This window comes from Aeromonas allosaccharophila, from assembly GCF_016026615.1.
GTDB lineage: Bacteria > Pseudomonadota > Gammaproteobacteria > Enterobacterales > Aeromonadaceae > Aeromonas > Aeromonas allosaccharophila.
Map to the genome: position 1 here is coordinate 2,460,136 of NZ_CP065745.1, position 14,368 is coordinate 2,474,503.

Annotated in this window: 12 protein-coding genes; 8 read left to right on the top strand and 4 right to left on the bottom strand. The window is 59.6% G+C overall.

The genetic code is table 11. The features are described from left to right. Positions 1–44 precede the first annotated feature (44 nt). The 3 genes from ybeD to lipA all read left to right on the top strand — a co-directional run bounded on the left by ybeD (position 45) and on the right by lipA (position 2,099). Positions 45–308 carry a DUF493 family protein YbeD gene (ybeD, locus tag I6G90_RS11030; RefSeq protein ID WP_042061038.1) on the top strand — a complete coding sequence of 88 codons (264 nt, stop codon included), beginning with the start codon at positions 45–47 and terminating at the stop codon, positions 306–308. A gap of 62 nt (positions 309–370) precedes the next feature. Next, positions 371–1,048 carry a lipoyl(octanoyl) transferase LipB gene (gene lipB / locus I6G90_RS11035; RefSeq protein ID WP_197927497.1) on the top strand — a complete coding sequence of 226 codons (678 nt, stop codon included), beginning with the start codon at positions 371–373 and terminating at the stop codon, positions 1,046–1,048. An 85-nt stretch (positions 1,049–1,133) separates the two neighbouring features. Further along, positions 1,134–2,099: a lipoyl synthase gene (gene lipA, locus I6G90_RS11040; RefSeq protein ID WP_197927499.1), complete on the top strand. Its 966-nt coding sequence runs from the start codon at positions 1,134–1,136 to the stop codon at positions 2,097–2,099. A 78-nt stretch (positions 2,100–2,177) separates the two neighbouring features. Here lipA and I6G90_RS11045 read toward each other — a convergent pair whose 3' ends face one another. Then, positions 2,178–2,741, bottom strand: coding sequence for an NUDIX domain-containing protein (locus I6G90_RS11045; RefSeq protein WP_197931194.1), 564 nt, complete (start codon positions 2,739–2,741; stop codon positions 2,178–2,180). A gap of 7 nt (positions 2,742–2,748) precedes the next feature. Then, complete coding sequence (locus I6G90_RS11050) at positions 2,749–3,549, bottom strand: DUF2989 domain-containing protein (protein ID WP_058052715.1); 801 nt, start codon at positions 3,547–3,549, stop codon at positions 2,749–2,751. A gap of 211 nt (positions 3,550–3,760) precedes the next feature. Between I6G90_RS11050 and I6G90_RS11055 the strand changes: the two genes are divergently transcribed. Together I6G90_RS11055 and I6G90_RS11060 are read left to right on the top strand one after the other, a co-directional pair. Next, positions 3,761–5,194, top strand: coding sequence for a glyceraldehyde-3-phosphate dehydrogenase (locus I6G90_RS11055; RefSeq protein WP_197927500.1), 1,434 nt, complete (start codon positions 3,761–3,763; stop codon positions 5,192–5,194). 62 nt (positions 5,195–5,256) lie between these two features. Further along, the gene (locus I6G90_RS11060) at positions 5,257–5,565 is read left to right on the top strand and encodes a YeaC family protein (RefSeq protein ID WP_197927501.1); all 309 of its coding nucleotides are present in this window, start codon (positions 5,257–5,259) and stop codon (positions 5,563–5,565) included. 309 nt (positions 5,566–5,874) lie between these two features. Here I6G90_RS11060 and ansA read toward each other — a convergent pair whose 3' ends face one another. Then, positions 5,875–6,882 (bottom strand): asparaginase, encoded by a 1,008-nt coding sequence (gene ansA, locus I6G90_RS11065; RefSeq protein ID WP_124928705.1) that lies wholly within the window; start codon positions 6,880–6,882, stop codon positions 5,875–5,877. 446 nt (positions 6,883–7,328) lie between these two features. Here ansA and gltS point away from each other — a divergent pair, with 446 nt between their 5' ends. Together gltS and I6G90_RS11075 are read left to right on the top strand one after the other, a co-directional pair. Next, positions 7,329–8,528: a sodium/glutamate symporter gene (gene gltS / locus I6G90_RS11070; RefSeq protein WP_042061020.1), complete on the top strand. Its 1,200-nt coding sequence runs from the start codon at positions 7,329–7,331 to the stop codon at positions 8,526–8,528. 178 nt (positions 8,529–8,706) lie between these two features. Continuing rightward, the gene (locus I6G90_RS11075; protein WP_197927502.1) at positions 8,707–11,001 is read left to right on the top strand and encodes a bifunctional diguanylate cyclase/phosphodiesterase; all 2,295 of its coding nucleotides are present in this window, start codon (positions 8,707–8,709) and stop codon (positions 10,999–11,001) included. Between the two features lie 131 nt (positions 11,002–11,132). Here the strand turns inward: I6G90_RS11075 and I6G90_RS11080 are convergent, their stop codons facing one another. After that, the gene (locus I6G90_RS11080) at positions 11,133–13,004 is read right to left on the bottom strand and encodes a methyl-accepting chemotaxis protein (protein ID WP_042061019.1); all 1,872 of its coding nucleotides are present in this window, start codon (positions 13,002–13,004) and stop codon (positions 11,133–11,135) included. A 255-nt stretch (positions 13,005–13,259) separates the two neighbouring features. Between I6G90_RS11080 and prfB the strand changes: the two genes are divergently transcribed. Continuing rightward, positions 13,260–14,358, top strand: a protein-coding gene (gene prfB, locus I6G90_RS11085; protein WP_111805239.1) for a peptide chain release factor 2 whose coding sequence is annotated in 2 segments (ribosomal slippage) — positions 13,260–13,334 and positions 13,336–14,358 — 1,098 coding nt in all. Because the reading frame shifts where the segments join, the coding sequence is not laid out codon by codon here. The last annotated feature ends 10 nt before the right edge of the window (positions 14,359–14,368 follow it).

Consider the following 14,368-nt stretch of genomic DNA (forward strand, 5'->3'; position numbering starts at 1 on the left):
ATCCAAGATGAAGTCATCCCGTTGATGACGCAAAAGGTGAGTAAATGAATACCAAGTTTGATGAACTGCTGGAGTTTCCCTGCAAATTCCCGTTCAAGGTGCTCGGCGTTGCCGACCCGGCACTGCCGGAAAGGGTGGTTGAAGTGCTGCAGCAGCACGCCCCCGGCACCTATAGCCCGACTGTCCAGCCCAGCTCCAAGGGCAACTACCACTCGGTCCGCGTGACCGTGACGGCCCAGAGCAAAGAGCACATCGAAGCGATGTACCACGCCCTTGGCAAGATCGAGCTGGTGAAGTACGTACTGTAATTTCTCTCTCGCCCCGTTCTGCGGGGCGACTGTTTTTGGCCGCAGCACGCCGCGAGGACGCCATGTCATCCCAGATCCCCGCCCAGTCCAGCCTGATTGTCAGGCAGCTGGGTCGCCGCCCCTACCAGCCGGTATGGGACGCCATGAAAGCCTTCACCGACAACCGCACCCCCGACACCCCGGACGAGTTCTGGGTGGTCGAGCACGATCCCGTCTACACCCAGGGTCAGGCCGGCAAAGCCGAACACCTGCTCAATCCGGGCAATATCCCGGTGGTGCAGAGCGATCGCGGTGGTCAGGTGACCTATCACGGCCCGGGCCAGCTGGTTCTCTACGTACTGGTGGATGTCCGCCGCTGCAAATTCTCGGTTCGCGAGCTGGTGACCGCGCTGGAGACAGCCATCATCAATACCCTCGCCAAGAGCGATATCCAGGCCTATGCCAAGGCCGATGCCCCCGGGGTCTATGTGAAAAATGATCTCGGCATGGAGGCCAAACTGGCCTCGCTGGGGCTGCGCATCCGCAAGGGGTGCTCGTTCCACGGGCTGGCCCTCAACATCAACATGGACATGACCCCCTTCCTGCACATCAATCCGTGCGGCTATGCGGGCATGGCCATGACCCAGACCAGTGCCCTGGGCGGCCCGCAAAGCGTGGCCGAGGCGCAAGCCATTCTGGTAGCCGAACTGGCCAACCTGATTGGCTATCAAACGATCATCAATACCGAAGAAGCAGCATGAGCAACCCCATGCCGTGCGACCATGAGGGCTCCGAGCAGACCCTGATGGCTACCAACCAGACAATAACAAACACCGAGAGTGAATCATGAGCAAACCCGTTCGTATGGAGCCGGGCGTCAAGCTGCGCGATGGCGACAAGATGGCCCTGATCCCGGTGAAATTCATGCCGGATCCCAACGAAGAACTCCTTCGCAAGCCGGACTGGATGCGGATCAAGCTGCCCCCCTCCAGCCAGAAGATCGAACACATCAAGAGCACCTTGCGCAAGAACAAGCTGCACTCGGTGTGTGAAGAGGCCTCCTGCCCCAACCTGGCTGAGTGCTTCAACCACGGCACCGCCACCTTTATGATCATGGGCGCCATCTGCACCCGTCGTTGCCCCTTCTGCGACGTGGCCCACGGCCGCCCGCTGGCGCTCGACCCGGAAGAGCCGAAGAAACTGGCGCTGACCATCAAGGAGATGGGGCTCAAATACGTGGTGATCACCTCGGTGGACCGCGACGACCTGCGCGACGGCGGTGCCCAGCACTTCGCCGACTGCATCAAGCAGATCCGTGAGCACAGCCCGCAGACCCGCATCGAGATCCTGACCCCGGACTTCCGTGGCCGGATGGAGCAGGCGCTGGAGGTGTTCCGCGAAACGCCGCCGGATGTCTTCAACCACAACCTGGAGACCGCGCCGCGCATGTATCGGGTCGCCCGTCCGGGTGCCGACTACAAGTGGTCGCTGGAGCTGCTGCGCCGCATCAAGGAGATGCACCCCCATGTACCAACCAAGTCCGGTGTCATGATGGGTCTTGGCGAGACCAACGAAGAGATCGTCGAGGTGCTCAAGGATCTGCGCGCCCACGGCGTCAACATGCTGACCCTGGGTCAGTATCTGCAGCCGAGCCGCCACCACCTGCCGGTGAAGCGTTACGTGCCGCCTGCAGAGTTTGACGAGCTGAAAGATGTCGCCATGGAGCTGGGCTTTACCCACGCCGCCTGCGGTCCTTTCGTGCGCTCCTCCTACCATGCGGATCTGCAAGCCAAGGGCGAAGAGGTCAAATAACTTCCTCCCTCGCAATAAAAAAGAGCGCCTAGTGGCGCTCTTTTTGTTGGTATCCCTGACCGTTGCTGCTTGATGTGCTCAGCAGCCGTTGTCGAAGATCCCCTGCTGATGCCAGCGTTGCAGCTGGGCCAGCACCCTGGTCTCCCGCGCCGTCCATTGGGGGCAGGGCCCCGCCAGCTGGGTCTTGTTGGTCTGCAGCGCCTCGTCGAGGGCAAACCAGCCGGGCACGAAGCCGAGGCGGATCTCGTAGGGCTGCGGCTGCGGGGCCACCAGCTGATCGCCAATCCGGCACAAGTAGTAGAGCGAACGGATGCAGTAGGCATCAAACCCCGGCTCGCGGGCGGCGCGGTACTCACGGGTCTCGCCAAGCAAAACCCCCACTTCCATCAGCTCGGCACCGCACTCCTCCAACAGCTCGCGGGCCAGTGCCAAATGGTGGTTTTCCCCCGCTTCAACGCCACCACCGGGGAACATCAGATCGCCGTTAACCCGGGAGTGAACCAGCAGCAGTTCGTCGCCACGGGGCACCACGGCACGCACAGTGAGCCGCTCCAGGGTGCGGCCATCGGTGATCACCTCGCCATGAACGAAACAGAGATCGAAAGGATTGGGCCAGCAGCTGGCCGGGGAGAGCGTCGTCATCACTGCATCAGGGCCGGTAGTTGCCATGCTTGAGCTGCTCGACAATCTCGGCAGCCCGCACATCGTAGCCATCCTGCTCGGTCTTGCTCAGGGAGTGATAGATGCCAAAACGCTTGGCAGAGACCTCTGGTGCATCCTGAAACGATTCGCTCACCTTGCCCCACAGATAGGCCAGCCCGTACTGCTTCTGACCCATGTAGAGGGTGCTGAGAGAGGTGAGCATGCGACTGTTGACCTGCTCTCCCTCCCGATAGAGGGAGAGGCCGCGTTGCAGGGTGGCGATGGCCTTCTCGGGGTCGCTCTTGGCGTAGATACCGCCGAGCGCCAGTTGCAGCTCCGGCTCATCGAGCACCTTGGAACCTTCCAGCGCCATAAACTGCTGGCGGGCCAGCTCGTTGGTGTTGTTGGTCCAGTGCCAGAGCAGCAGATAGGGATCCTGCGAGTTGCGGGTGGCCACATCGAGCTGGGCCAGCTGATCCCCGGCCGCCAGCATCCCCTCCACCCGCGGGCTCTTCTGCTCGCGGGCATTCTTGTACTCGATGTTGGTGGAGCGCTCGGCACACTTGAGGTAGCGCTCAAGGTTGCGCATCAGCTCGTACTTGCGCCGATCCGTCCCCTCCTCCTTGAGATAGAAGCGGCTGCGAATGATGTCGGTACGCTCGTAGCGGCACCAGCCATCGTCCACCAGATCCTGACAGAGCTCGGGATGGTTGCTGCAAATATTGTGGATCCGGTCGTCATTGCAGCCCGCTACGGCAAGACCGACGGAAAGCATGATGAAAGTCTGTCGCAGGGGGAAATTGGCCATGGCTCACATCTTGTTGATAACGCAGGTTGGTAACAACGGGAGCCTCGAGTGGCCACCTACGGCTAGCAAACCGGTTACATATCCATTACAATGCGCGCGCCATATAAGGCCGCGATTGCAGAATAATATAACGAAATATACACCCCTACACTGATCTGCATTCGACGAATTTTCTATTTACACCAACAACGTGAAATAAAGGATCTGGTCAATGACCCACGAGCACTACTTGCAAGCGTGGCAGGAGAGCCAGGAGCTCGCCGAAGCCATGCAGCCCTTGATTGGTCGCCTCTACCGACAACAAGGGGTCGAGATCACCCTCTACGGCCGCCCGCTGCAAAACGCCTCCACCATCGATATCCTCAAGGCCCACCGGGTCGTCCGCCGCCACCAGGGCGCTCCCCTCCCCATCCAGCAAAGCTTCCCCCTGCTCCAGGCCATCGTTGCCCTGAAACCCACCGCCGCCGAGATCGATCTGGGCAAACTGGCGGTGTGTTACTGGCAGGATCATCAGGATGAGGCGGGGATCGAGGACTATCTGCAAGCCAGACTGGCGCCGGCCCTTGGCCGCAGCCAGATGCCGCAAGCCACCGACGTGGTGCTCTACGGTTTTGGCCGTATCGGCCGCCTGCTGGCCCGCCTGCTCATCGAGCGTACCGGCGCCGCCAATCCGCTGCGCCTGCGCGCCATCGTGGTGCGCGGCGGTCGCGACGGGGATCTGGAGAAACGTGCCAGTCTGCTGCGCCGCGACTCGGTGCACGGCCCCTTCAACGGCTCTATCGAGGTGGATGTGGAGCGCAGCGCCATCATCGCCAACGGCACATTCATTCAGGTGATCTACGCAAACAGCCCGGCCGATATCGACTACACCGCCTACGGCATTCACGACGCGCTGATCGTCGACAACACCGGCGTCTGGCGCGATGAGGCGGGTCTCTCCGAGCACCTGAAAGCGCGTGGTGCCGGCAAGGTGCTGCTGACCGCCCCCGGCAAGGGGGAGATGAAGAACGTGGTGTTCGGGGTCAACCACGAGGTGATAGGCCCGGATGACAAGATCATCTCCGCCGCCTCCTGTACCACCAACGCCATCACCCCGGTGCTCAAGGTGATGCAGGAACGTTACAGCATCCGCCACGGCCACGTGGAGACGGTCCACTCCTACACCAACGACCAGAACCTCATCGACAACTATCACAAGGGCGAGCGACGCGGTCGCAGCGCGGCCCTCAACATGGTGATGACCAGCACCGGCGCCGCCAAGGCGGTGGCCAAGGCGCTGCCCGAGCTTAAGGGCAAGCTGACCGGCAACGCCATCCGGGTGCCGACCCCCAATGTCTCGCTGGCCATCATCAATCTGTCGCTGGAGCAGGCCACCGATCGGGAGAGCCTCAACGCCTATCTGCAACAGATGGCGCTAAGCTCGGCCCTGCATCGCCAGATCGACTTCAGCGCCAGCACCGAGCTGGTCTCTTCCGATATGGTCGGGTCCCGTTATGCGGGCATCGTCGACTCCCAGGCGACTATCGCCGAGGGGGATCACTGTGTGCTCTACGTATGGTATGACAACGAGTTCGGGTACAGTTGTCAGGTAGTGCGGGTGATGGAGCAGATGGCTGGCGTAGTCCGCCAGGATCTACCTGCATAGCCCGCCAGGATCTGCCCGTCAGATCCCGCAGTTTATGGCTCAATAGTTCAAGGAGAGGCCGGATGTCGTTTCAACAGGGTGAATTTTTGCAAGCAATCAGGCAGATGCCACAAGAGGTGTACGAGCGGCTCAAGACCGCAGTCGAGCTGGGCAAGTGGCCCGATGGCAAGCCCCTCACCGACGAGCAGAAGGCCACCTCCCTGCAAGCCGTGATGGCGTGGCAGGCGATGCACCTCGACAACCCAGAGCACATGAACATCGGTCGCGACGGCGAGATCGTGATGAAGAGCAAGAGCGAGCTCAAGCGGCTGTTTCGTGAAGAAAGTCAGCCAGTTGAAGAGGAGATAGTGCGGGTCAATCTCAACCACTGAGACCGCTCGCCATTCCCTCTCGCGGCGGCCAGTCGAATAGCGATAGTGCGATACATAGTTCGATAAAGAGTGCGATAAATAGCAAAGAGGGGAGCCATGATGGCTCCCCTCTTTTTCCCTCTCTCTGCAGGGTGACTCATCCCCCTCATCCCCAGCCCTTCTCCCGCCGGGGAGAAGGGAGCAGGCTCGCAGCCTGCAGACAGTAAGCGGGCCACCTACGGGCGATCTTCATGGCAAGCCTCGTGGCCAACAGCACCTAGCTCTATTCCCTCTCCCGCCGGGAGAGGGTTAGGGTGAGGGCCGCAACGCTCAGGGCGTCAGCTCCCCGCGCAGCGACTGCTGCATCAGCTCGCGAATGCGGTGGGATGGCAAATCCTGGCTCAGCAGGAAGTGCAGCTTGGTCAGCGCCGCTTCGGCGGTCATGTCAAAGCCCGAGATAACCCCGGCCCGCGACAGGGCGTTGCCGGTAGCATAACCGCCCATGTTGACCTTGCCGTGCAGGCACTGGCTCAGGTTGACGATGATGACGCCGCGGGCCGAAGCCTCGGAGAGCAGCGCCAGCATGGCCGGGTTCTGCGGCGCATTGCCCACCCCGAACGACAGCAGGATCAGTGCCTTCACCGGCTGTTGCAGGATGTTGGCAATCACCTCGCTGGAGATCCCCGGATAGAGGGTCACCACGCCGATCGGCTGGGGGGTGATGTCATGCAGCACCAGCGGCTGCTCGGAGGGCACGCCCAACTCACCTGCTTCGAGCGAGATGGCAATACCGGCATTGAGCAGCGGCGGATAGTTGGGCGAATCGAAGGCGTGGAAGCCGTCGGCGTGCACCTTCTTGCTGCGGTTGCCGCGATAGAGCTGGTTGTTGAAGAACAGTGTCACCTCGTGGATCGGGTAGTTGGCCGCGATGTAGAGGGCGTTGAGCAGGTTCTGCTGACCGTCGGAGCGCAGCTCGGCCAGCGGGATCTGGGAGCCGGTGATAATGACCGGCTTGTGCAGATCTTCCAGCATGAAGGAGAGCGCCGAGGCGGTGAACGACATGGTGTCGGTGCCGTGCAGGATCACAAAGCCATCGTACTTCTCATAGTTGTCGCGAATGTCTTCGGCGATGCGCTGCCAGTCCGCCGGGGTCATGTCGGAGGAGTCGATGAGGGGCGCATATTCGTGGATATGGTAATCCGGCATCTCGGGGCGGTGGAACTCGGGCATCCGCGCCAGACAGTCTTCCATAAAGCCCGCCATCGGCACGTAGCCGTGATCGGAACGCTGCATCCCAATGGTGCCGCCTGTGTAGGCAATGTAGATAGACTTCTTCACACCCTCTCCTCTTGATGAAGTGAACACCGCCGGAACATGAGCCATGTCGGGGTAAACCACAATGTCAACGCCCGCCAGCTCCTCTGCGCGCAGCGGAAACCGGCGAATTATAGAGACTGGCGCCCCAAATGACAGCCGTTCCATGCACCCTTTTCGGCATTTTTGCCCACTACCCCCATAGTGTTAAATGTCACAATAAACAACTAAAACGAGCATTAATACGACAAAGATGGAATTAAACGATGCTTTTTGCTACAATCCGCCGGATTTTACTAAAATCTCATCTGGATGCCTGAGCATTTCAGGCCCGCACAAGCCCCATCTTTCCTGGGGCGGGGAGATGTTTCCCCTTCTTTGTTGGCGCATGAGCCACACTGTTTTCATCCCGGCTGAATCTGTAAGTCTTTTGCTATGAAAGACACAGCCAATCAACATGGGAGTACTGAATGTTACAACTTGATTCCTACGCAACGTTGGTCGCTGCCACTCTGGTATTGCTGCTTGGCCGGGTGCTGGTCACCCGGGTCGGGCTGCTGCGAACCTTCAACATCCCCAAACCGGTAGCCGGCGGCCTGGTGGTCGCGCTGGTACTGCTATTGCTGCGCTCCACCCTGCAGATGGAGCTGCAATTTGATACCAGCCTGCAAACTCCGCTGATGCTGGCCTTCTTCGCCTCCATCGGTCTCTCCGCCGATCTCGCCAGCCTGAAACGCGGCGGCAAGGCGGTGGTTACCTTCCTGATGGTGGTCACCGGCCTGCTGCTGGTGCAGAACAGTCTGGGTGTCGGTCTGGCGACCCTGCTCGGCCTGGATCCCCACATGGGACTGCTGGCGGGCTCCATCACCCTCTCCGGCGGCCACGGCACCGGTGCGGCCTGGAGTGCCACCTTCTCCGAGAAGTACGGCGTGCAGTCCGCCGCCGAACTCGCCATCGCCTGTGCCACCTTCGGTCTGGTACTGGGTGGCCTGATCGGCGGCCCAGTCGCTCGCTATCTGGTGAAGAAGGTGCAGGTGCCCGGTGAAGAGCACAACCAGGATGAGGCCCCCAAGGGCTTCGAAATGCCCGATATGGAGCGCCCCCTCACCACCTTCAGCCTGATTGAGACGCTGGCACTGATCGCCATCAGCCTCAAGGGTGGCGAGCTGCTCTCGGCCTCCCTCAAAGGGGGCGCCTTCGAGCTGCCGATCTTTGTCTGCGTGCTGTTTGTCGGCGTGCTGCTGCGCAACGTCCTGACCCTGCTGAACTGGCATGAGGTGAGCGACCGCGAGGTCTCCCTGCTGGGCAACGTCAGCCTGTCGCTGTTCCTCGCCATGGCGCTGATGAGCCTGAAATTGTGGGATCTGGCCAGCCTGGCTCTGCCCATCTTCATCCTGCTGGCCGCCCAGACCGTGGCGATGGCGCTCTACGCCATCTTCGTCACCTTCAGGGTCATGGGCAGTAATTACGATGCGGCCGTGCTGGCGGCAGGCCACTGCGGCTTTGGCCTCGGGGCCACCCCGACGGCGATTGCCAACATGCAGGCCATCACCCAGCGCTTTGGCCCCTCCCACCTGGCGTTTCTGGTGGTGCCCATGGTGGGCGCCTTCTTCATCGACATCATCAACGCCATGGTGATCAAGCTGTTTATGGCGATGCCGTTCCTCTAATCCCTACCGTCAGACGCAATAGGCACAAGAACCTCTCCGCCGGAGTGTTCTGATGACTGAAGCCCCCCTCTTTTGACGAAGAGGGGGGCTTTTTACTCGATTGAAACAAGGCACAGGCCACATTGCGCCCCCCCCACTACTATTGATACGTGACGTAATAAATGCGGGATGGGGTGGTGTGGTGAGACTCAATAGCCTGCGCAATAAAGTATCCCTCTATCTTCTGCTGCTGATCTCATGCGCAGCAGCCATCAGCTATGGCGTCAGCACGGCAGTCCTCTCTGCCAATACTCAGCTGTTGATCGAGCACAATCAGCAAGCGGCCCTGGATCGTGCGCAACTCTACATTGAATCCATGCAGAAAAGCCTCATGGTCAGCACTCGGGACTATGCCGAATGGCGTGACTCCATTCGCTTTATCAAGGGAAACCTGCCCACTTATCTCGACGAGAACTTTAACGCAGGGACGCTGGATAACTTCAATGCCCACTTTGTGCTGTTCATCAAACCGGATCACTCGCTCTACCATGCCATCGGTAGGGGGGGAGCCACCTATGTGACGCTGGGCGATGCCCACCCCATCTGGTCCCAAACGCAGGCATACCTCACTCACTACTGGTCATCGCACAGCACAAGGGGGTACGCGCTGAACGGCTGGTTTCAAAAGCACCCTATCCTGCTGGCGATTCATCCTGTCCACGATCCGGATGTCACCGCGCAGCCCATGGAGGGCTGGATAGTCATGATCCGCGAACTTGACGGGGCGAGCGTGCAACAGGTCAGGGAGATGACCAAGCTGGATCTTGAGTTTCTACGGGATACAAGGGATGCCCCCCAGACCGAACAGCGCGCGCTGCCGGACAGCGAGAATAGCGGCCGGCTCATACTGCGCGTTCCTGCGGATCACCAGTTGCTGGCTCAACAACGGCTCAGCAATCGTATGCTGCTCATCAACTCGACCCTGCTCCTGATCGCCGCCGGCCTCGGCACTATCACCATTTATGAGCGCATGGTGATGCGCCGGCTCGCCATTTTCACCCGCCTGGCCGAGCAATACAGCAGCCTGCAGCCAACCAGCAAACACTGGCCGCTATCGGGCAACCCCGAGTTCGATACCCTGGCCAGGGCGCTCAATAGCATGGTGGAGCAGCTCCAGCAATCGGAACAGGCCCTCTACAACGAGGCCAGACGTGATGGCCTGACCCAGCTGGGCAACCGCAAATGTTTGAGCGAACAGCTCAATCAGCATCCCTGTCTGCTCAGCAAACATGACCGCTGCCGCATCGCACTGCTGATGATCGATCTGGACGATTTCAAGACCCTCAATGACAGCCTGGGGCACGAGCAAGGGGATCAGGTCCTGCTAACCATCGCAGAGTGTCTCAAACAGGTCATCCGTGGTGAAGACATGCTTTTTCGTATCGGTGGGGACGAATTTGCCATCATCACCAAAATGGTCCGAGAGGAAGAGGGCGCCATTACGCTCGCCGAACGTCTGATGCGGACTATTTCCGACCAGCAAATCGAACAGGGAGGACGAAAAATCCAGGTCAGTGCCTCTATCGGGATCGCTTACGACGATGGTGCCATGGGTGCTGATGAGCTGATCCGCAACGCGGATTTGGCCATGTATGATGCCAAACAGGCAGGCAAACATTGCTACCGCTGCTATCGGGAGATCTTGCATCAACAGCTTTCACAGCGCATGCAACTGGAGCAAGCCCTGCGGGAAGCATTGCAACTGCAACAGCTGGAGGTCTGGTATCAGCCCATCATGGATGTGACCGATGACAGCATCGCCATGGTGGAAGCACTGTGCCGCTGGCCCACTCCGACGGGATTCTGCTCCCCAAGTGTATTTATTCCTCTGGCGGAGCAGGCCGGGCTGATCGTCCCGATGGGTAAGTGGATTGCCGATCAGGCGATGGGGGCACTGCGGGAACTGAGACACAGCTACCCCGATCTGAACCTCAATATCAATCTGTCGGTACTGCAATTGATGGAGCCAGATCTGGTGCCACAACTCGCCGAGCTAACCGATCGCTATCAACTGCCAAGAAGCGCAATCCATTTTGAACTCACGGAGAGTCTGTTTGCCGAGAGTCACGGGCAGCTGGAAGCGCAACTGCTGGCGCTGACTCAAGCGGGATTCAAAATCCATCTGGATGACTTTGGCACCGGTTACTCCTCTCTGGAGCGATTGCTCTCGCTGCCTATCGATGCCATCAAACTGGACTACAGCTTTACCCAGACCCTGCAGAAGGGGGATGAAAGACTCGTCAAAGCCGTACTCTTGCTGGGACGTGAGCTTGAGATGCCCGTCATCGCTGAAGGGGTCGAGACCGATGAGGTGCGCATGCAACTCTCCCGATTGGGGTGCCATCTGATGCAAGGCTACCTGTTTGCACATCCTATGAATAAAACCGAACTGACCAAATGGCTTGCACTGAAAACGGGCACGGCAAGCAGCTGATTGACATAGTCTCGCAGCCAAGCAGGCGAATGAACTCGTTCACTCGCCCTCCCAAAAAAAACGAACAAGCCCCGCACTCGAAAGAGGGCGGGGCTTGTTTATATCAGCCCAAACAGGCCGGGACGTGCGCCTTACAGGATAAAGGTCGACACCTGCTGGTTCAGGTCAGTGGCACGCCCTTTGAGGCTCTGGGCCTGATCCAGATCGCGCATGGCCGCGGCAGTGATCTCGTCACTCACATCCTTGATGGCAGTGGTGTTCTGGGTGATCTCGCCGGTCACCTGGGTCTGCTCCTCGGCTGCCGTGGCGATCTGGCCCGCCATGTCGGAGATGAGGGAGATGGCGCTGGTGATCTCTTCCAGCGCGCGCACGGCCTGATCCGCATCCTGCACGCTGTTGTCCGCCAGACCCTGACTGGTCTGCATCAGGCTCACCGCTCGGGCGGTGGTCTGCTGCAGGGTCTCGATGGTGGACTGGATCTGCTGGGTGGAGTCCTGGGTACGGCGCGACAGCACCCGCACCTCGTCAGCGACCACGGCAAAACCTCGGCCCTGCTCACCGGCGCGGGCCGCTTCGATGGCCGCGTTCAGCGCCAGCAGGTTGGTCTGCTCGGCAATGCCCTGAATGGTGGAGAGGATGCTGGTGATGGCCTGCGCGTGGCGGCTCAGCTCGCCGATCACCTCTGTCGCCTGCCCCACCTCTTCGGCCAGGCCATTGATGGACTGACGGGTCTTGTTGACCAGCATCTTGCCCTGTTCACTGCTCTGGGCAGATTGCTGGGCAGCGGCGGCGGTGTTCTCGGCGTTGCCGGCGATCTCCATGGTGGCACTCGCCATCTCGGTGACCGCCGTGGCGACCATGGTCACCTCCTGCTGCTGACGCTGCAGCTCGTCCACCGCGGCCTGGTTGGTCACCAGACTGCGTTCGGCATCGGCGTTCAGCTCGTTGGCCAGCTTGCGGATATTGCCGATCAGCTGGTGCTGACTGCCGACGAAACGGTTGAAGCTGTTGGCCAGTTGGCCCACTTCGTCGTTGGCGTCGATCTTGATGCGCTGGGTCAGATCGCCGTTACCGTCGGCAATGCGGGCCAGAGCCTGGGATACCTTGGTGAGCGGGCCAAGCAGCATGCTGACCAGCCAGGAGATAGCGAGGATACTGCCTACCAGCACCAGCAGCGCCATGCCCAGCTGAGTCATCAGCAGGGAGGAGAGCGGAGCTTCCAGAGCGGCCTTGTCCAGCACCAGCACCAGTTCCCAGTCGGTATCGGGGATATCGACCGCCCACAGCAGCTTGTCGCGACCTTCGTTGTCAAAATAAGCCGGCACCAGCTCCTTGCTCGACTTGCTCTGCTCGATCAGCGCGTTGGTCAGATCGTTGTCGATCTCGCTGGCCGGTTTCATCGCCTTGGCGGCATCCTTGTAGGCGATGATGGTGCCATCCTTGTGCATCATGATGGCGAAACCGTCGGCAGGCAGTTGCATCTTGGTCACGTCTTCCACCAGCGAGGCAATGGAGAGGTCACCACCGATCACCCCGCCAGAAACCGGCTGGGCCAGGGTCACCACCATGATGTTGTAGGCCACGTCAAGATAGGGTTTGGTGACGATAAGGCCCCCTTTGCTCATCGCCTCCTGATACCAGCCACGGGAGCGCGGGTCGTAGCCATCACGGTTGATGGAGGGATCGGAGTCGTGCATCTTGCCGCTGCTCTCACCGAAATAGGTGAGCTGGAAACGGCCGGAGACTTGTGCCTGTTGCAAGGCATTGAGAGGTTCGGAGCTCGCCTTGTTGCCGAGCGCCTGGATCACGTCACGACGGGCCGAGAGCCAGTCACTGACGCTGGCAGCCTGCTGGGTGCCCAGCCGCTGCAACTGCTCCTGGCTGCCTTGCAGCAACAGATTCTTCTGGCTGCTATAGCTCTGCCAGGAGAGCAACGAAATCACCAACGAAAGGGCGATCACCACTGACAACAGTATCTTCTGCTTGAGTGACAGGTTTTTCATCATGTGTTCTTCTTATTGAGGTGAGGAGCGGGTTTTTCCCTAACAGTGCACAACACTACGTAGTCATTAGCGGCCGGAACGGCCAAAACTGAACCTGAAAATGGGTCTGCGGGCGATATTTTCTACCGAGGTGAGGAAAAGTGCACCAGAAATTGACTACATAGGGTGCGCAAGCCAAGGCAACCCTGTTTATTCCTTCCACAATTGGCTAGAATATCCCGTTTTTAAGTCACATCGACCCTGAGAGTTTTCACGATGTTCGAAGTTAATCCCGTATTAAATAAACTTAAGGAGCTGTCTGAGCGGACCGAGCTTCTTAGGGGGTACCTTTGACTATGACGCCAAGAAAGAGCGTCTAGAAGAGGTCAACGCCGAGCTGGAACAGCCGGACGTATGGAATGAACCCGAGCGCGCACAAGCGCTGGGCAAAGAGCGCGTCACGCTGGAAAACGTGGTCGGCACCATCGACACCCTGACCCAGGGCGTGGATGACGTCGAGATGCTGGTGAGCCTGGCGGTGGAAGGGGAAGACGAAGAGACCTTCAACGAAGCCATCGCCGAATCCGAACAGCTGGAAGCCAAGCTGGTGGATCTCGAGTTCCGCCGCATGTTCTCCGGTCAGCACGACGGCTCTGACTGCTACATCGATATCCAGTCCGGCTCCGGTGGTACCGAAGCGCAGGATTGGGCCAACATGGTCCTGCGCATGTACCTGCGCTGGGGCGATGCCCACGGCTACAAGCCCGAGCTGATTGAATGCTCCGACGGCGACGTGGCTGGCATCAAGTCTGCCACCGTCAAGTTCAGCGGCGAATATGCGTTCGGCTGGCTGCGTACCGAAACCGGCGTACACCGTCTGGTGCGCAAGTCCCCGTTCGATTCCGGTGGCCGCCGTCACACCTCCTTCTGCTCCGTGTTTGTCTATCCCGAGATCGACGACGATATCGACATCGAGATCAACCCGGCGGATCTGCGTATCGACGTTTACCGCGCCTCCGGTGCCGGTGGTCAGCACGTTAACCGGACCGAATCTGCGGTGCGTATTACCCACGTGCCGACCGGTGTCGTGGTACAGTGCCAGAACGACCGTTCCCAGCACAAAAACAAAGACCAGTGTATGAAGCAGCTGAAAGCCAAGCTCTACGAGCTGGAAATTCAGAAGCAGAACGCTGAGAAACAAGCCCTTGAAGAGACCAAGTCCGATATCGGTTGGGGCAGCCAGATCCGTTCCTATGTGCTGGATGACTCCCGTATCAAGGATCTGCGCACCGGCGTCGAAACCCGTAATACCCAATCGGTGCTCGACGGTGACTTGGACAAGTTTATCGAAGCCAGCCTGAAATCAGGTCTGTAAACAAGCAGGA